General features: G+C 70.4%; 15 protein-coding genes and 1 pseudogene. 5 read left to right on the top strand and 11 right to left on the bottom strand.

What is annotated here, in order from left to right; all coding sequences use genetic code 11:
• Positions 1-223 precede the first annotated feature (223 nt).
• Positions 224-652 carry a hypothetical protein gene (locus ACZ7LU_RS35870; RefSeq protein WP_468082836.1) on the bottom strand — a complete coding sequence of 143 codons (429 nt, stop codon included), beginning with the start codon at positions 650-652 and terminating at the stop codon, positions 224-226.
• 376 nt (positions 653-1,028) lie between these two features.
• Here ACZ7LU_RS35870 and ACZ7LU_RS35865 point away from each other — a divergent pair, with 376 nt between their 5' ends.
• Positions 1,029-1,553 carry a universal stress protein gene (locus tag ACZ7LU_RS35865; RefSeq protein ID WP_398298007.1) on the top strand — a complete coding sequence of 175 codons (525 nt, stop codon included), beginning with the start codon at positions 1,029-1,031 and terminating at the stop codon, positions 1,551-1,553.
• A 252-nt stretch (positions 1,554-1,805) separates the two neighbouring features.
• On the opposite strand, the gene glmS is transcribed toward ACZ7LU_RS35865, so the two are convergent.
• From glmS to ACZ7LU_RS35850, 3 genes are all read right to left on the bottom strand, one after another.
• A complete protein-coding gene (glmS, locus tag ACZ7LU_RS35860; protein WP_468082837.1) occupies positions 1,806-3,623 on the bottom strand; it encodes a glutamine--fructose-6-phosphate transaminase (isomerizing) in 1,818 nt (605 codons plus the stop codon).
• 10 nt (positions 3,624-3,633) lie between these two features.
• Entirely contained in the window at positions 3,634-3,891 is a 258-nt protein-coding gene (locus tag ACZ7LU_RS35855; protein ID WP_398298003.1) for a hypothetical protein, read from the bottom strand.
• A gap of 165 nt (positions 3,892-4,056) precedes the next feature.
• Entirely contained in the window at positions 4,057-4,938 is an 882-nt protein-coding gene (locus ACZ7LU_RS35850) for a DUF4429 domain-containing protein (RefSeq protein WP_471919144.1), read from the bottom strand.
• A gap of 93 nt (positions 4,939-5,031) precedes the next feature.
• Between ACZ7LU_RS35850 and ACZ7LU_RS35845 the strand changes: the two genes are divergently transcribed.
• Positions 5,032-6,681, top strand: a complete 1,650-nt coding sequence (locus ACZ7LU_RS35845) for a beta-N-acetylhexosaminidase (RefSeq protein WP_471919143.1) — start codon at positions 5,032-5,034, stop codon at positions 6,679-6,681.
• Between the two features lie 62 nt (positions 6,682-6,743).
• Here the strand turns inward: ACZ7LU_RS35845 and ACZ7LU_RS35840 are convergent, their stop codons facing one another.
• From ACZ7LU_RS35840 to ACZ7LU_RS35830, 3 genes and pseudogenes are all read right to left on the bottom strand, one after another.
• Complete coding sequence (locus ACZ7LU_RS35840; RefSeq protein WP_471919284.1) at positions 6,744-7,073, bottom strand: GNAT family N-acetyltransferase; 330 nt, start codon at positions 7,071-7,073, stop codon at positions 6,744-6,746.
• A pseudogene (locus ACZ7LU_RS35835) lies at positions 7,063-8,079 on the bottom strand (pyridoxal phosphate-dependent decarboxylase family protein); the annotation flags it as partial. The pseudogene ACZ7LU_RS35835 and the gene ACZ7LU_RS35840, both read right to left, overlap by 11 nt.
• A 160-nt stretch (positions 8,080-8,239) precedes the next feature.
• Positions 8,240-9,118: a hypothetical protein gene (locus ACZ7LU_RS35830; RefSeq protein WP_471919142.1), complete on the bottom strand. Its 879-nt coding sequence runs from the start codon at positions 9,116-9,118 to the stop codon at positions 8,240-8,242.
• 279 nt (positions 9,119-9,397) lie between these two features.
• Between ACZ7LU_RS35830 and ACZ7LU_RS35825 the strand changes: the two genes are divergently transcribed.
• The 3 genes from ACZ7LU_RS35825 (at position 9,398) to ACZ7LU_RS35815 (ending at position 11,565) form a co-directional block, all read left to right on the top strand.
• Positions 9,398-9,583 carry a hypothetical protein gene (locus ACZ7LU_RS35825; protein ID WP_471919141.1) on the top strand — a complete coding sequence of 62 codons (186 nt, stop codon included), beginning with the start codon at positions 9,398-9,400 and terminating at the stop codon, positions 9,581-9,583.
• A gap of 495 nt (positions 9,584-10,078) precedes the next feature.
• Positions 10,079-10,702: a transposase gene (locus ACZ7LU_RS35820; RefSeq protein ID WP_471919140.1), complete on the top strand. Its 624-nt coding sequence runs from the start codon at positions 10,079-10,081 to the stop codon at positions 10,700-10,702.
• A 206-nt stretch (positions 10,703-10,908) separates the two neighbouring features.
• Positions 10,909-11,565: a class I SAM-dependent methyltransferase gene (locus ACZ7LU_RS35815; RefSeq protein ID WP_471919139.1), complete on the top strand. Its 657-nt coding sequence runs from the start codon at positions 10,909-10,911 to the stop codon at positions 11,563-11,565.
• Between the two features lie 101 nt (positions 11,566-11,666).
• On the opposite strand, the gene ACZ7LU_RS35810 is transcribed toward ACZ7LU_RS35815, so the two are convergent.
• From ACZ7LU_RS35810 to ACZ7LU_RS35795, 4 genes are all read right to left on the bottom strand, one after another.
• Positions 11,667-12,716, bottom strand: coding sequence for an ABC transporter substrate-binding protein (locus ACZ7LU_RS35810; RefSeq protein ID WP_471919138.1), 1,050 nt, complete (start codon positions 12,714-12,716; stop codon positions 11,667-11,669).
• Between the two features lie 130 nt (positions 12,717-12,846).
• Positions 12,847-14,001, bottom strand: a complete 1,155-nt coding sequence (locus ACZ7LU_RS35805; RefSeq protein ID WP_398297995.1) for an acyl-CoA dehydrogenase family protein — start codon at positions 13,999-14,001, stop codon at positions 12,847-12,849.
• 6 nt (positions 14,002-14,007) lie between these two features.
• A complete protein-coding gene (locus ACZ7LU_RS35800; RefSeq protein WP_471919137.1) occupies positions 14,008-15,030 on the bottom strand; it encodes a hydroxymethylglutaryl-CoA lyase in 1,023 nt (340 codons plus the stop codon).
• The gene (locus ACZ7LU_RS35795; RefSeq protein ID WP_471919283.1) at positions 15,027-16,964 is read right to left on the bottom strand and encodes an acetyl/propionyl/methylcrotonyl-CoA carboxylase subunit alpha; all 1,938 of its coding nucleotides are present in this window, start codon (positions 16,962-16,964) and stop codon (positions 15,027-15,029) included. Before ACZ7LU_RS35795 ends, ACZ7LU_RS35800 begins: the two co-directional genes overlap by 4 nt.
• Between the last annotated feature and the right edge of the window lie 4 nt (positions 16,965-16,968).

Raw genomic sequence — 16,968 nt, 5'->3', positions numbered from 1 at the left:
GTCGACATGGCAACTTGGCGTGAAGCATTCGATCACGAAGCGTTGCACTCGGGCGGCTTGCTGGGAAGTGCGCCTTGGCTCCATGGCCGGTCCCCGTAGGGTGCGGGCGGCTCGTGCGCGTCTTTCAGCCCTGGTCGGACGGGGGTTGAGGGGGCGTTCGGCCAAGGAATCGACGGCCCCCGGAAGTTGGCTGAAAAGCTACGGGAGCGTGTGTGTGAATTGGTCAGTCGACCGGCGCACTGTCGGCACTGTGACGAGTGCCCCTGTGCGCCCCCGAGCCCGTTCTGCCGTGCCGTCCCCGGTGCCCGTTGTTCTGTTCTGCAAGCAGTCGCGCGGCGCCCCGTTCGGACTGCCGCAGGAGCACCCGGCAGACCCCGGTGACGGCCACGAGGCCGAGCGCCGCGCCGGCGGCGCCGGCCAGTGAGCCCCCGTACCCGACGAGCACGACGGGGACCAGTACACAGCTGAACGCGGCCCAGCGGACCACATCGCTCACCGAGTCCGCCGGGGGCGCGTCCCGCGGGTCGCGGGCGCGCGGCGCGGGCACCGCGGCCGGGTGACGCTCCTGCGCGCCCTCCCGGCCCGGCCGGCCTTGCTCGGGTGAAGGCGGGAAGAGGGTGGAAGGTGAGGACGCGGGCGAAGGTCCAGGCACGGCGTGCTCCCTGTGGCGGTGGCGTACGGAGATCCAGCGCTGTCCAACGCCTGGCTTCCCGGCGGGTCACTGGGGAGGCCGCCGGGTGGCGCCGGACGGGTGGGCAAACCGCCTGTAGGAGGCAGCAACCATTGCCATCCGGGCGACGCTCATGCATGCTCCGGTGAAGCCGGGAGGCCCTGTGCAGGCCCGGCGCGGCCTCTGTGCGGGGCTCTTCGCAGGTCCCGGGCAGGCTCTGGGCAGGAGGGGAGTGTCGCCGTACCCTTGGGGGTATGGGGTTGGGAAGATGATTCCCGGACGACCTTTCAAGTCCTGAACTTTCGCACCACCAGAAAAAGCCGACCCTCCCACAGAGGACTCCTTCGCCGAGACACCGATGGCCGGTCACGAATTCTTCGAACCTGCGGACCGCAAGCGGCAGGTCGCCGATCCGACAGCGACCCCCCGAGCGGCGGAAGAACCGCGTCACTCCTGCGATCCCGCCTTCAGGCACGGTGTCGTCGTCGGCTTCGACGGCTCGACCTCCAGTGAGCGGGCCCTGTCCTACGCGATCGGCATGGCCCACCGCTCCGGATCCGGCCTGATCATCGTCCACGTCGCCAACCGGCTGCCCACCACGGTGTGGGCGGGCTGCGAGCCACCGGTCTTCGTCGACGTGCCGGACCACCGCACCGAGGTGCTCGGCCTGGAGCTGGCCTGCGCGGACTATCTCGCCGAGGTGCCGTGGATCCTCGTCGAGCGCGGCGGCGACATCTGCCACGAGCTGGAGGAGGTCGGCCGCGAGTACAGCGCGGACGCGATCGTCGTCGGCTCCACGCACGGCATCGTCGGCCGCATCTTCGGCTCCGTCGCGGGCCGTCTCGCGCGCCGTGCGCAGCGCCCCGTCGTCGTCATTCCGTAACGCTCCCCGGCAACGCTCCCCGGCTTCCGGCGAGTTGGGTCCGGCAGCCCTCAACTCCCGTGCGCGGGCGGTTCCATGAGCAGATAAATCTACTCGTGCGTAGAGGTGGTTTGCGCCCTCGTCAAGGGTACATAACGGTCGGCGGCGCGGGTCGGGGTAATGGGCGACCCCGGCCCTTGAGGAACGACCCCCTGTGCGCTGGTGGCACGCACGGGGGGTCGTTCATGTCGCGGCTCGACGGGGGCCGTTCGGCTACTCGACGGTGACCGACTTCGCGAGGTTGCGCGGCTTGTCGATGTCCCGGCCGAGCGCCAGCGCCGTGTGGTAGGCGAGGAGCTGGAGCGGGATGCCCATCAGGATCGGGTCCAGCTCGTTCTCGTTCTTCGGGACGAGGATGGTCTGGTCGGCCTTCTCCTGCTCCTGGTGCGCGACCGCGAGGATCTTGCCGCTGCGGGCCTTGATCTCCTCGAGGGCGGCGCGGTTCTTCTCCAGGAGGTCGTCGTCCGGGACGATCGCGACCGTCGGCAGGGCGGGCTCGATGAGGGCGAGCGGGCCGTGCTTCAGCTCGGAGGCGGGGTAGGCCTCGGCGTGGATGTACGAGACCTCCTTGAGCTTGAGGGAGGCCTCACGGGCGACGGGGTAGCCGCGTACGCGCCCGATGAAGAGCATCGAACGGGCGTCCGCGTAGCTCTTGGCGATCTTCTTGATCTCGTCCTCCTGCTTGAGGATCTCCGAGATCTGGCCGGGCAGCTTCCGCAGGCCCTCGATGATCCGCTTGCCGTCGGAGACCGACAGGTCGCGGATGCGGCCGAGGTGCAGGGCGAGCAGGCCGAAGGCCACGGTGGTGTTGGTGAAGCACTTGGTGGAGACGACGCAGACCTCCGGGCCCGCGTGGACGTACACGCCCGCGTCGGCCTCGCGGGCGATCGCCGAGCCGACGACGTTCACGACGCCGAGGACGCGGGCGCCCTTGCGCTTCAGCTCCTGCACGGCGGCCAGCACGTCGTACGTCTCGCCGGACTGCGAGACCGCGATGTAGAGGGTGTCGGGGTCGACGACCGGGTTGCGGTAGCGGAACTCGCTCGCGGGCTCGGCGTCGGCGGGGATGCGGGCCAGCTCCTCGATCATCTGGGCGCCGATCATGCCCGCGTGGTACGAGGTGCCGCAGCCGAGGATCTTGACGCGGCGCACCTTGCGGGCGTCGTGCGCGTCGAGGTTGAGGCCGCCGAGGTGCACGGTGGAGAAGCGGTCGTCGATGCGGCCGCGCAGGACGCGGTCGACCGCGTCGGGCTGCTCGAAGATCTCCTTGTGCATGTACGTGTCGTGGCCGCCCATGTCGTACGACTCGGCCTCCCACTCCACGGTGGTCGGCGAGGCCGTCGTGCGCGAGCCCTCGGTGGTGTAGGTGCGGTAGTCGTCGGCCTTGATGGTGGCCATCTCGCCGTCGTCGAGGGTGACGACCTGGCGGGTGTGCGAGACGAGCGCGGCGACGTCCGAGGCGACGAACATCTCCTTCTCGCCGATGCCGAGGACGACCGGGGAGCCGTTGCGGGCCACCACGATGCGGTCGTTGAAGTCGGCGTGCAGGACGGCGATGCCGTACGTGCCCTCGATGTGGCGCAGCGCCTCGCGGACCTTCTCCTCGAGGGTGTCCGCCTGGGAGCGGGCGATGAGGTGGGTGAGGACCTCGGTGTCCGTCTCGGAGAGGAACTCGACGCCGTCCGCGGTGAGCTTGGCGCGCAGCTCGGAGGCGTTGTCGATGATGCCGTTGTGGACGACGGCGACCTTCTCGTCCTGCGAGAGGTGCGGGTGGGCGTTCTCGTCGGAGGGGGCGCCGTGGGTGGCCCAGCGGGTGTGGGCGATGCCGGTCGTGCCCTTGAAGCGGGCGGGGACCCTCGCCTCCAGGTCGCGGACGCGGCCCTTGGCCTTCACCGTCTTCAGGCCCGTGGCCTTGGGGCCGGTGACGGCGATGCCCGCGGAGTCGTAGCCGCGGTACTCCAGGCGCTGCAGGCCTTCGAGGAGAAGCGGGGCGACATCACGCTTGCCGATGTATCCGACGATTCCACACATAGAGGGATTCCTAGCCGTAGACGATGCGGCGCAGCTGCCGGAGCGTGAGCTCCGGCGGTGCGACCGCGCGGTATGCGAGGTCCGCCGAGATCTGTTCGAAGATCGCCGCGTTCAGCAGGCCCTGACCCTGCAGCTCGCGGTGGCGGCGACGGACGAACTGTTCGGTCGTCTCGTCGAAGTAGGCGAGCACGTCCTGGATGACCCGCAGCGCTTCGCCCCGCTGGAGCGGGGTGCTGCGGGTGAGGTGGTCCACCAGGTCGTCGTGCATTCGTTGATCCTGGGGTATCGCATGCCCTTTCGCAAGAATCCTGCCCGGAATCGGGCAGGATCGTGTCGCATCGGCGCTCGCACGCCATGGAATCGGTGGTCACGTGCACCGGAATCGGTGGTCACGTGCGCCGGAATCGGTGGTCACGTGCGAGGGAATCCGTGGTCACATGCGGCGCAGGACCGCCTGCTTGGCCGTCGCGAACTCCTCGTCCGTGAGGATGCCGCCCTGGTGCAGCTCGCCCAGTTCGCGCAGGCGGCGCAGCAGCGTGTCGTGGTCGTCGGCCGGGGGCGGCGGGGTGAGGCTCTTGGTGACGGCGGGCGGCGCGTCCGCCGGGGCCGCGGGGGCCGAGGGGTGCGGCAGCCGGGCCTGGACCGCGGCGGCGACCAGGGCCATCAGCGGGTCCTTCTTGAAGCCCCACAGCTCGACGGAGTTCGGGTCGTACTTCGGCGGGGCCTTCGTCGGCGCGTTCTTCACGGTGAACCGCAGACAGCCGTTCTCCAGGCCGACCGCCGGCTGCCACTCGACCGCCGCGATGTCGGCGAGCGCCAGGGACCGGGTGCCGGACACCGACTTCGCCTCCTCCGTCTTCCAGTTCCACTCCAGGCGTACGCGCTCCCCGTCGAAGCTCGCCGTGCCGTCCCCCGCGGAGACGGACAGCGGCACGGACGGGCCGGGGAGGAGATAGGCGTCGCAGGGCGTGGTCGGCACCTGTTCGATCAGATGCGCGTTGCGGACCTCGTCGACCAGGTACTCCGCGACCCCGTACCGGTCCGCATCGACCGTCAGCTGATACGGGTCCGAGGAGTCCGTCAGCTTCCCGCCCGTCGCCTGGAGCAGCGGGTCGGCGCCTTCCCGCAGCCGCAGCCGCAACCGGCCCGACTTCTTGCCCTGCTCGAAGGCGATGCCCGCCAACGCCCCCAGGGGGACGCTCAGTTCGCCCAGAGTCGCGCGCAACAGGGACACGCTCTTGTCGCGTCCGGGCACGAGGCGCAGCGTCTTCCCGTCGAAGGTCCAGGTCCCGTCGCGCTGGATGATTTCCGCCATGCAGGGATTCTCGCACCGACCTCTCGGATAACTGGTCTACACCCCTTGACCCCTTATGGGGCCCGGGTTACCAAGGAGGATCGTTCGATTGCGATGCACCACAGATGCGCCCGAAGGGACCCGCTCGTGAGATCGCACAGCAGATCGACACGCATCCTCGGCTCGCTGCTGCTCGTCGCGGCCGCCGGAATCTCCTCGTTCGCCGCGGCGCCCACCGCGAGCGAGGCGAGGGCCCCCGCCGTCACCCCGCTCGGCCAAGTCGTCCCCGCGCCCCTGGCGGCCGAGGCGGGCGGCGCCGGATACGAGATCACCGCCAAGACCCGGATCCGCGTGGGCAAGGGCAGCCCCGAGGAACGGCGCGTCGGCGAGTACCTCGCCGAGGTGCTGCGCCCCTCCACCGGCTACAAGCTGCCCGTCACCACCGGCGAGGGCCGCGACGGCATCCGGCTGCGCATCAGCGCCGAACCGGCGAACAAGGCACTCGGCGACGAGGGATACCGCGTCATCTCCGCGCGCGGCTCCCTCACCATCACCTCATGGACCGGCGCAGGGCTCTTCCACGGCGTACAGACCGTCCGCCAGCAACTGCCCGCCGCCGTCGAGAAGAAGACGAAGCAGCCGGGCCCCTGGCGCATCGCGGGCGGCACCGTCAAGGACATGCCGCGCTACGGCTACCGCTCCACGATGCTCGACGTGTCCCGGCACTTCTTCACCGTCGACCAGGTCAAGCGGACCATCGACCAGGCCGCCCTCTACAAGATGAACAAGCTCCACCTGCACCTCAGCGACGACCAGGGCTGGCGCATCGCCATCGACTCCTGGCCGCGCCTCGCCACGTACGGCGGCTCCACGCAGGTCGGCGGAGGCAAGGGCGGGTACTACACGAAGGCGCAGTACAAGGAGATCGTCGACTACGCCGCCTCGCGGTACGTGGAAGTCGTCCCCGAGATAGACATGCCGGGGCACACCAACGCCGCGCTCGCCTCGTACGCCGAACTGAACTGCGACGGCGTCGCCCCGCCGCTCTACACCGGTACCGAGGTCGGCTTCAGCTCGCTGTGCGTGAAGAAGGACGTGACGTACGACTTCGTGGACGACGTGATCCGCGAGCTCGCCGCGATGACGCCCGGCAAGTACATCCACATCGGCGGCGACGAGGCGCACTCCACCAGCCACGAGGACTTCGTCGCCTTCATGGACAAGGTGCAGCCGGTCGTCGCCAAGTACGGCAAGACGGTGATGGGCTGGCACCAGCTGGCCGGCGCCAACCCGGCCAAGGGCGCCGTCGCGCAGTACTGGGGCTACGACAGGACCGGCGCCGCCGAGCGCGAGCAGGTCGTGAACGCCGCGAAGAACGGCACCAAGCTGGTCCTCTCGCCGGCCGACCGCTCCTACCTCGACCACAAGTACACGAAGGACACGCCGCTCGGGCTGTCCTGGGCGGGCTATGTCGAGGTGCAGCGCTCCTACGACTGGGACCCGGCCACGTACCTCAAGGGCGCGCCCGCGGACTCGATCCTCGGCGTCGAGGCGCCGCTGTGGACGGAGACGCTGTCGACCTCCGCACACCTCGACTACATGGCGTTCCCGCGGCTTCCCGGCATCGCCGAGCTCGGCTGGTCGCCCGCGGCCACGCACGACTGGGAGAAGTACAAGGCGCGGCTCGCCGCGCAGGCCCCGCGCTGGGACGCGCTGGGCATCGGCTACTACAAGTCGCCGCAGGTGCCCTGGCCCGTCGAGTAGGCGGCGGACCGGGCACGTTCAGGAGCGGGGCTCCCGAGGACCGTCTCGGGAGCCCCGCTCGGTCAGGGGGCGGACAGGGCCCGCAGGTCGTACCACTCCACGAGGAACGACGGCACGCCCTCGCACAGGCCGAGGTAGGCCTCGCGGTGGCCGGAGGCCGCGATCGCCATGTAGGCGCGCTCGACGTCCGTCAGGGTGGCGTCCCGCGTCATCCAGTGCTCCGCCCGGGGGTCCGTCACCCAGGAGTGCAGCAGCTCGGAGTCGGTCAGGGGGTCGAGGGTCCGGAGCGTGAAGTCGGGGCTCCCGCGGCCGGGGCTCACACGGCCTGGGCCCACACGGCCGGGGCTCACACGGTCGAGGCGTCCGGTGGGCAGGTGGAGGTCAGCAAGCACGGTCAAGGCGCTCTCCCAGGTACCGCTCGGCGTGGCCGGCGATCAGGTCGAGGACGGCCGTGATGTCCGCGACGGTCGTCCCGGGGTCGAGGAGCGTGCACTTCAGGAACTGCCGGCCGCCCACCTCGACGCCCGCCACCACCGCGTCCCCGGAGGCACACAGGGCCTTTCGCGCGTAGAGGTTGGCGCGGTCGATCACGGAGGGGGCGCAGATCCGCGCGGGGATGTAGCGGAAGACGAGCGTGGACAGCTGCGGCTCGGCCACCACGTCGAAGCGCGGGTCGGCGACGAGCAGTTTCCAGCCGCGGGTGGCCAGGTCGCAGACCTCGTCGAAGAGGTCGCCGACGCCGTTCGCGCCCACCACGCGGAGCGTCATCCACAGTTCCAGGGCGTCGAAGCGCCGACCGGTGGCGAGGAGGGACCTGGCGCCCGGGGCACGCACCAGGACCGCCGACGAACTCGCCGGCTGGAAGAAGGCCTTGCGGTAGTCCACGGTCACGGAGTCGGCGCGCTCGATGCCGTCCAGGAGGTGCCGGTTCCTGCGCGAGGCGAGCAGCCCGCCGCCGTACGCGGCGTCCACGTGCAGCCAGGTGTCGTACTGCGCGCAGAGCGCGGCGATCTCGGGCAGCGGGTCGATGGACCCGAAGTCGTCGGTGCCCGCGGTGGCGACGACCGCCATGGGGGAGAGGTCGTCGCGCACGCAGCGCTCAAGCGCCCGGGCGAGGGCCACGATCTGCATGCGCCCGCTCCGGTCGGTGCGGACCGCCACGACGGCTTCGTCGCCGAGGCCGAGCGACCGGGCCGTCCGGCGCACGCTGGGGAGAGCGGCCTCGGAGGTGAGGATCCGCAGGGAGGCGGGGTCCCGCTCCCCGGCCGCCTCGCGAGCGAGCAGCAGCGCCTGGAGGTCTGACTCGGCGCTGTCGCCGGTGAACACCCCGTCGGCGTCCGGCCCGAAGCCGATCCGTTCGGCGGTCCAGCCGATGACGCGGCGCTCGACGGGGACGCCTTCGGTCACGGAGCTGCGGTACCGCTCCGCGGTGGTGCCGTTGAGCAGGTGCGAGCGCATGAGCTGTCCTCCGGGTGAGGGGTTGACTTAGGTAAGCCTAACCTAACTACACCCGTCTTTGGTGGCCGGGCTCGATGTGAGCGCGTAGAGCGGTGGCTTCCTATCCGCCGAGCGCGCTGTTGACGGCTGCCGTACCGGCTGCCTGCAACCACTGGGCGGCAACCGAGTCCGGGGCCCTCCCCAGCGTGCGCATGACGGCGTCGTGCGCGCGGCGCAGGGCAGCACGGTTCGGCTGCTGAGCCGACGCTTCGTCACGCAGTGCTGTGGCTTCTTCAGTGAGCTCGGCCTCGGCGGTGTCGTCGAGGCCGAGCTCCGGAATCCTCGCCAGCGCATCCTCCGCGAATTGCAGCAACGCGTCCGGCTCCAGCCCCCATGTGTTGTTCATGGTGTTCTGGCGTCCGCCTACTTGGGTGCCCCGGGCCTCGGCTTGGAACGTCGTGTTGTAGATGTCGCCCGTCGACGTGGGCCTGGGGTAGAGAAACTCCGACACGGCCATCCCGCTTTCTGCGCAGTCAAGTCCGAGGCGCGTCAGGGAAATCTTGTGCGCGGTATGGATTTCCCGATGACCTGGATCCGTCCAGTTCATCTTGTGGATCACTTCCACAAGGTCTCGTTCGGCGAGCCACTCCATGGCCTCCCGCACGTCTTCGAGCTCCAGTGGAATGCCTTCGAGCGAGGCGTCGAGAGATCCCATGAAGGCATTGCAGACCGGAGTCCGGTGACCGTGGTGGTACTGCCGATGCATCCAGTGCAGGAGAGCGTTCCGTGTGTGGACGGCACGCGCGGTCGGATCCTGAGCGGCGCGGGCGACGCGCAGCGCCTCACGTTCTGCCGCTTCCTGTCGCCTTTCCGCAGCCCGTTTCGCCTGTTCGGCCCGCGATGGGGTGGCGGCTGTGGCCGCCGCCAGCAAGATGCGGCCGATTCCGTCGAGACCTCGGCGTAGGCCGGTCGGCTGCTCGTTGGAACTGTCGCGGTCCACCGGGGCCCTCCCCCCCCCTCGGCAGTCACGTTCGCTGTCACGCCGGTCCTCGATTGTCTTCTCGCGCCTTCACTCCGCGCAGCTGTACGAACCGGGACTCACTCGAACGGGTGAGTTCGCCACAAGATCGCCGCTGTTTGCCGCCGATGGCGATCCTGCTGGCTTATTCCGTGCCCGGCGGGGCTGGCGGCTCGTTGGTCGGGACAGCAGCGGCCGTCTTGGCGATCCCGGTCGCGGGTGGGGTGTGGAATGTCGATGCGGCCGAGGCCGTGGCCGACCGTGCCTGAGCTGACCGCGCAGGTGGCGCGGGCGGTGGCGGCACAGGGCCCGTACCCGTTGGCGATGTGGGTCCGTGACGAGCTGGGCGAGTTGTTCGCGGACGCCGAGTTCGCCGAGGCGTTCGGGTCCAGAGGGAGGCCGGGCTGGTCACCGGGCCAGCTGGCGCTGGTGCCCGGGGCCTGGTGAAGGCGGGAGGCAGGCAGCGCACCGACTCCAACCCGCGTGCTGGCGGCGGTCCGCGACCTGAACAGGCTGGAGCTGGCCGGGGAAACACTGCGGGCCACGCTGGAGGCGCCGGCCCTGTGCGGCCCCGGACTGGCTGGCCGGGGCGGTGTCCGTTCGGGAATGGGCCGACCGCTACGGCCCACGGACTCACTCCCGGCATCCGTCGGCTTCCACGAGCAAGCGCGAGGAGATGGCTCTGGTCTACGGCCGGGACGGGTTCGCGCTGCTGGAGGCGGTGCATGCCCCTGATGCTCCGTCCTGGCTGCGCGAACTCCCGGCGGTGCAGGTCCTGCGCACGATGTGGGTGCAGAACTACCACCGCACCGTGTCCGAAGCCGGAGCGGAGGTGAAGCGGCGGGAGAGCAAAGATTCAGTGAGTCCTGCGACGATGCCGATGATTTGGACGCGGCTACCGGCCAGGCGACGTCCCTTGGAGCCGACGGACCGCCGCCGCGCTTGATCACCAGCATCGCGACCACCGACGCCACTGTGACCGATGCGGAAATGACCGAACCGGTCCATCACATGCTCGCCGCCCGCGATCTCCTGCCCGCCGAGCACTTCCTCGACTCCGGTTACGCCTCCGCCGAGTTGATCGTGGGCATGAAGAAGAACTTCGGAGTCACCCTGGTCACCCCGGTCCTGATGAACAGCTCACCTCAGGCGCGTGCCGGCGCCGGGTTCGACCGCACCGCGTTCACCATCGACTGGGACAAGCGGCAGGCCACCTGCCCACGCGGAGACACGAGCACCTGGTGGAGCCCCGCCACCCTGCGCGGTACCAAGGCCATCGTCATCAAGTTCGACAAGGAGACATGCCGCCCCTGCCCGGTGCGCGACCAGTGCACCCGCTCGAAGACCGGCGGCCGGACCCTCTCCCTGCAACCCCGCGAGCGCGGGCATCGAGGGAACCATCCACCAGGCCGTCGCGGTCACCGGGATGAGACGTGCCCGCTACCTCGGTCTCCAGAAGACCCACCTGGAGCACGTCTTCTCCGCCGTTGCGCTCAACCTCATCCGCCTCGATGCCTGGTGGAACGGCCACCCGCTCGAAGGGGTCTTACTGGTGTGATCGCCTAATCAACTGTCGCCGGTTTCCCGAGGAACCCAGCCAGTCGGTGACCGACTGTGGTTGCCAACGGCGTATCGGCTCCGGGTCCCACCGGCCTCGTTGCGGAGCCGGGTGGTGGTCTTGTCGTGGTAGCGAGAGCGTCTGCGGCGACGGGCGCGGGATTCGGCACGAGGTGGGAGAACAGCTGCGAACGGCGGGTGTTAACTTCCTTCCCGTGGCGGAGCACCAGGACGAGACCAGGGCGGCCTACGACGGGGTCGTCGAGCTGTATGCGTCGATGTTCGCGGACCGGCTGGAGACGCAGCCGTTCTCGCGGAACATGATCGGCACCTTCGCCGGGCTCGTGCGCGGGACGGGGAACCCGCGGGCGGCCGATGTCGGCTGCGGGCCCGGACATCTGACGGCCATGCTGCATGATCTGGGGCTGGATGCCTTCGGGCTCGACCTCTCCCCAGCCATGGTCGACCACGCCCGGCGGGCCCATCCGGCGCTGCAGTTCGACGAGGCGCGCATGGAGGCCCTGCCAGTCGAGGACGGCGCGCTCGGCGGCGTGCTGGCCCACTACTCGATGATCCACACCCCGCCTGGGGAATTGCCCGCGCTGCTCGCCGAGCAGGCGCGTGTCCTGGCACCAGGGGGCCTGCTCCTGGTGTCCTTCTTTGGGACCGAGGGGCCCGAGCCGGTCCGCTTCGACCACAAGGTGACGCCCGCCTATAGCTGGCCGGCGGACCGGTTCGCCGAGCTGCTGGCCCGGTCCGGGCTCGTCACGTTCGCGCGGCTGCTCCACGACCCGGCCTCTGAGCGGGGCTTCCTCGACGCCCACTTGCTGGCCCGCAAGTCGGAGGACACCGTCGAGGCCACCGCACAATAAGCCGGCAGGATCGATGGCGGAGTTCTTACCGGCACCCCAAAACGAAACCGCCCCCTCCGTGAGCGAAGGGGGCGGCGTGTCGACGGCGATTAAGGCGTGGGCTACTTCAGCTTCTTCGCCTTTTCGATCGCGTCCGCGAGGTTCTCCAGGATCGGTGCGCACTTGTCGTACGAGAAGATCGGCTCCGTCACGCGCGGGATGACCTGGCCGGCCTTGACCGCGGGCAGCTTCTTCCACGTCGGCTTGGACTTGTCGAGGTCGGCGGGCTGGATCGCGGAGGTGCGGTTGTCCATCATGATGATGTCCGCGTCGTACTTGTCGACGTTCTCCCAGCTGAGGTTCTCGAACCAGCCGCCGGACTCCTTCTTGGCCTTCTCCGGCGGCTCGATGATGTTCACGCCGAGCGCCTTGAAGTACTCCAGGTCGACCGAGAGGTTCGTGCCCGAGACGTAGAACAGCTCCTGGCTCGCGGAGCCGACCAGGATCTTGATGTCCTTGTGCGCCTTGGCGACCTTGCGCAGCCGCTCGGACGCGTCCTCGAAGCGCTTCTTCGCCTTGACGACCTTGTCGGACTTCACGTCCGCGCCCAGCGACTCGGCGAGTTCCAGGATGCGCTGCAGCGGGTGCGTGAGCTGCCGGTCGTAGACGCTGATGCCGACGCTCGGGGCGAGCTTGAGGATCTTGTCCTTGCTCTCCTCGGGGACGTACCAGAGGGTGCCCTGGCCGTCGAACATCGTGGAGATCAGCACGTCGGGCGCGAGGGCCGCGTACTTCTCGATCTTGAACTGACCCCATTCGTTGCCGATGATCGTCAGCTTGCTGATGTCCATGTCGCCGGCCTGGACGTCGGGCTTGCCGTCCTTGGTCTTCGTCGGGCCGAAGACGCCCTTGACCTCGATGCCGTAGTCGTAGAGGGCCGCGGCGACACCCGTGAACGCCACGATGTTCTTCGGCGTCGCGTCCTTCTCGGCCGTCTTGCCGCGGTCGTCCTTGAAGCTCCACGGGCCCGACTTGCCCGCGCCGCCCTCGGCCGTGCCGGACCCGTCCTTTTTCTCGCTGCCGCAGGCCGCCAGGACGGCGGTGAGGCCGAGGGCGCCGCCGGCGGCGAGGATGCCGCGGCGGGAAGGCTGGGGGAGGCGGGCCTGGGGCATGGGGGTCTCTGCTTTCGTGACGTACGGCGGCGGGGCCGCTGGCCGGAATTAGAGCTTAGGTTAACCTAAGCTAACTCTGGCTCGGCGGACCCCTCATGCCCGCCGTACGTCACGTCACGTCACGACCGGCTCAGCTCGCGAAGCCCAGCTCCCGGGCGATCAGCATGCGCTGCACCTCGCTCGTGCCCTCGCCGATCTCCAGGATCTTCGAGTCCCGCCACATGCGGGCGACCGGATACTCGTTCATGAAGCCGTACCCGCCGTGGATCTGGGTGGCCTCGCGGGCGTTGTCCACGGCGACCGTCGAGGAGTAGAGCTTGGCGATGGCCGCCTCCTTCTTGAAGGGCTCGCCCGCGACCAGGCGCGACGCCGCGTCGTACCACCCGACGCGGGCCATGTGCGCCCGTGTCTCCATGTCGGCGATCTTGAACTGGATCGCCTGGTTCGCGCCGATCGGCTTGCCGAAGGCGTGCCGCTCCTTGGCGTACTTCACGGACTCGTCCACGCAGCCCTGCGCGAGCCCGGTGGCGAGCGCGGAGATCGCGATCCGGCCCTCGTCGAGGATGCGCAGGAACTGCGCGTACCCCCGGCCCTCCTCGCCGAGGAGGTTCGCCGCGGGCACCCGGACGTCGGAGAAGGACAGCTCGCGGGTGTCCGATGCGTTCCACCCCACCTTCGAGTAGGGCGCGGCCACCGTGAAGCCGGGCGTCCCGGACGGCACGATGATCGAGGAGATCAGCGGGCGGCCGTCCGCCTTGCGGCCGGTGACGGCGGTGACCGTGACCAGGCCGGTGATGTCCGTGCCGGAGTTGGTGATGAAGCACTTGGAGCCGTTGATCACCCAGTCGTCGCCGTCGCGCACCGCCGTCGTGCGCGTGCCGCCCGCGTCCGAGCCGCCGTCCGGCTCGGTCAGGCCGAACGCGCCGAGCATCTCGCCCGCGCACAGCCGCGGCAGCCACTGGCGCTTCTGCTCCTCCGTGCCGAAGAGGTGCAGCGGCATCGCGCCGAGCGAGACGCCGGCCTCCAGGGTGATCGCCACGGACGAGTCGACGCGGGCGAGCTCTTCGAGGGCGATGCCCAGCGCGAAGTAGTCACCGCCCATCCCGCCGTACTCCTCGGGGAAGGGCAGGCCGAACAGGCCCATGCGGCCCATCTCGCGGACGATCTCGTAGGGGAACTCGTGGCGCTCGTAGAAGTCGCCGATCTTGGGGGCGACGACGTCGTGCGCGAACGCCTCTACCGTGCGGCGCAGTTCCTCGTGCTCGGGGCTCAGACGGTGGTCCATCGTTCTTCACTGCTCCTGGTGGGAGGCGGTCGCGGTCTGCTCGTCGTGGGAGCGGGCCGTGAGGGCGCGGACGGTGCGGGAGGGGCTGGGCCGGCCCAACTGGTCGGCCATCCAGGCGCTGGTGGCGCTGAGCCGGACGAGGTCGACCCCGGTGTCGATGCCGAGGCCGTGCAGCATCCACACGAGGTCTTCGGTGGCGAGGTTCCCGGTGGCGCTCTTCGCGTACGGGCAGCCGCCGAGGCCGCCCGCGGAGGCGTCCACCGTCGTCACGCCGTGCTGCAGGGCGGCGAGGGTGTTGGTGAGCGCCTGGCCGTACGTGTCGTGGAAGTGGACGCCGATGCGGTCGGTCGGCACCTGGACGGCGTTGAGCGCGGCGAGCATCGCGGAGACGTGGCCCGGCGTGGCCACGCCGATGGTGTCGCCGAGGCTCAGCTCGTCGCAGCCCATGTCGATCAGGGCGCGGGCGACGCGGACCACCTTGGAGATGGGCACGGCGCCCTCCCAGGGGTCGCCGAAGCACATCGAGAGATAGCCGCGGACGTGCACGCCCTGCTCACGCGCGCGGGCGACCACCGGGGCGAACATCGCGAGGGCCTCGTCCACCGTGCGGTTGAGGTTGGCCCGGGAGAACGACTCGGTGGCGCTGGCGAAGACCCCGACGCGGTGCGCGCCGAGTGCGAGGGCGCGGTCCAGGCCGCGTTCGTTCGGCACGAGGACCGGCAGGTGGACGCCCTGGAGGTCGCCGAGGAGCGGGAACAGCTGCTCGGCGTCGGCCAGTTGGGGCACCCACTTGGGGTGCACGAAGCTGGTCGCCTCGACGGTCGTGAGGCCCGCGTCGGCGAGGCGGTGGATGAACTCCGCCTTGATCTCCGTGGGGAGAGCCGTCCTCTCGTTCTGCAGGCCGTCGCGGGCGCCGACCTCGTGGATGCGGACGTGGGAGGGCAGGCCGCGGGTCGGGACGACCATGGGGAGCGGCGCGTCCCCGAGCTCCAGGGGCTCGGACTGGGGGGCCGGTTCGGTGCTGGTCATTCCTGCTCCTCCTCGGGGGTGACGACGGCGAGGACCTGGTCCATGGCGACGGTCGTGCCCGGGGTGACGTCGAGCTCCGTGACGGTGCCGGCGTGCGGGGCGGAGATGACGTGCTCCATCTTCATCGCCTCGACCACCAGCAGGCTCTGGCCCGCGTCCACCCGGTCGCCGGGGGAGACCTTCACGACGGTGACGGTGCCGGGCATGGGGGCGGTGAGCGCGTCCGCCCCGGCGTGCGCGGCGCCGGTGAGGGAGGCCGCGACGGGGTCGTGGTCCTGGATGTGCCAGGCGTCGCCGTCGCGGCCGAGCCAGTCGGCGGCGCGCCGGAAGGTGTGCCGGGTGCCGTCGACGGTGACGTGCACGCGGTCGGGGGTGACCGTGCGGTCGGTGCCCCGCAGGCGGTGGGCGACGGGTTCGAGTCCGGCTGCCCTGAGCCAGTGCGTCACGGGCGTCGGGGTGCCCCCGAGGCGCCAGCCGCTCGGCACGGAGAAGGGGTCGGTCCAGCCGTCCGCCGGGGGCCGGAGCGCGGCCTCGCGCACGGCGGCCGCCGCCTCGTACACCTCCTCGGGCACGCCGTCCGGGACGAGGGAGTCCGCCTCGCGCTCCACGAGGCCGGTGTCCAGCTCGCCCGTGACCACGGACGGGTGGGCGAGGAGCCTGCGCAGGAAGCCCGCGTTGGTCGGGACGCCGAGGGTGACCGTGTCCGCGAGGGCGGCCCGCAGCTTGCGGAGCGCCGTCGCACGGTCGGGGCCGTACGCGATGACCTTCGAGAGCATCGGGTCGTAGAGGCTGCCGACCTCGGTGCCCTCGCTCAGGCCGGAGTCGGTGCGCACACCGTCGCCCTGCGGCTCGTGCAGGGCGAGGACCGTGCCGCCGGAGGGCAGGAAGCCGCGGGAGGGGTCCTCGGCGCAGACACGGGCCTCCACGGCGTGCCCGGTGAGGGTGATGTCGTCCTGGGTGAAGGGGAGTTCCTCGCCCGCGGCGACCCGCAGCTGCCACTCCACCAGGTCGAGGCCGGTGACGAGCTCGGTGACCGGGTGCTCCACCTGGAGGCGGGTGTTCATCTCCATGAAGTAGTACGAGGAGGGGTCCTTGCCCGGCACGATGAACTCCACCGTGCCCGCGCCCGCGTACCCGCAGGAGCGGGCGGCCTGGACCGCGGCCTCGCCCATCGCCGCGCGCGTGGCCTCGTCCAGGAGGACGCTGGGCGCCTCCTCGATGATCTTCTGGTGGCGGCGCTGGAGGGAGCACTCGCGCTCGCCCAGGTGCACCACGTGCCCGTGGCCGTCGGCGAGGACCTGGATCTCGATGTGCCGGGGGCGGTCGACCCAGCGCTCCACGAGCAGGGTGTCGTCGCCGAAGGAGGCGCGGGCCTCGCGGCGGGCCGCCGCGATCTCGTCGGCGAGGAGCGTCTCGTCCCGCACCAGGCGCATGCCCTTGCCGCCGCCGCCCGCGCTGGGCTTGAGCAGCACGGGGGTGCCGATCTCGCGTGCCGCGTCGACCAGTTGGGCGTCGGTCAGGCCGCTGCCGGAGGAGCCGGGGACGACCGGCACGCCGGCCGCCTTCACGGTCTCCTTGGCGCGGATCTTGTCGCCCATGAGGGCGATGGCGGCGGCGGGCGGGCCGATGAAGGTGAGTCCGGCGTCGGCGCAGGCCTGGGCGAACTCGGCGTTCTCCGCGAGGAAGCCGTAGCCCGGGTGGACCGCCTGGGCGCCGGACTTCGCGGCCGCCTCCAGGATGCGGTCCACGCGCAGATAGCTCTCGGTGGCGGGCGCGGGGCCGATCCGCACCGCCGTGTCGGCCTCGCGCACGTGCCGGGCGTCCGCGTCCGCGTCGCTGAAGACGGCGACCGAGCGGACGCCGAGCGCCCGCAGCGTGCGGATGACGCGGACCGCGATCTCGCCTCGGTTGGCGACAAGGACCGTGTCGAACATCGTC

This window comes from Streptomyces sp. NPDC039462, from assembly GCF_055639375.1.
Note: the sequence above shows the minus strand (reverse complement) of the source record. Positions and strands in the feature narration are given on the sequence as shown.

Bases quoted from the DNA above. Each gene is read 5' to 3' on its own strand.
- ACZ7LU_RS35800 (WP_471919137.1), bottom strand. From the start codon at position 15,030: ATGACCAGCACCGAACCGGCCCCCCAGTCCGAGCCCCTGGAGCTCGGG.
- ACZ7LU_RS35865 (WP_398298007.1), top strand. From the start codon at position 1,029: ATGGCCGGTCACGAATTCTTCGAACCTGCGGACCGCAAGCGGCAGGTC.
- ACZ7LU_RS35795 (WP_471919283.1), bottom strand. From the start codon at position 16,964: ATGTTCGACACGGTCCTTGTCGCCAACCGAGGCGAGATCGCGGTCCGC.
- ACZ7LU_RS35805 (WP_398297995.1), bottom strand. From the start codon at position 14,001: ATGGACCACCGTCTGAGCCCCGAGCACGAGGAACTGCGCCGCACGGTA.
- ACZ7LU_RS35845 (WP_471919143.1), top strand. From the start codon at position 5,032: ATGCACCACAGATGCGCCCGAAGGGACCCGCTCGTGAGATCGCACAGC.
- ACZ7LU_RS35850 (WP_471919144.1), bottom strand. From the start codon at position 4,938: ATGGCGGAAATCATCCAGCGCGACGGGACCTGGACCTTCGACGGGAAG.
- ACZ7LU_RS35855 (WP_398298003.1), bottom strand. From the start codon at position 3,891: ATGCACGACGACCTGGTGGACCACCTCACCCGCAGCACCCCGCTCCAG.
- glmS (WP_468082837.1), bottom strand. From the start codon at position 3,623: ATGTGTGGAATCGTCGGATACATCGGCAAGCGTGATGTCGCCCCGCTT.
- ACZ7LU_RS35810 (WP_471919138.1), bottom strand. From the start codon at position 12,716: ATGCCCCAGGCCCGCCTCCCCCAGCCTTCCCGCCGCGGCATCCTCGCC.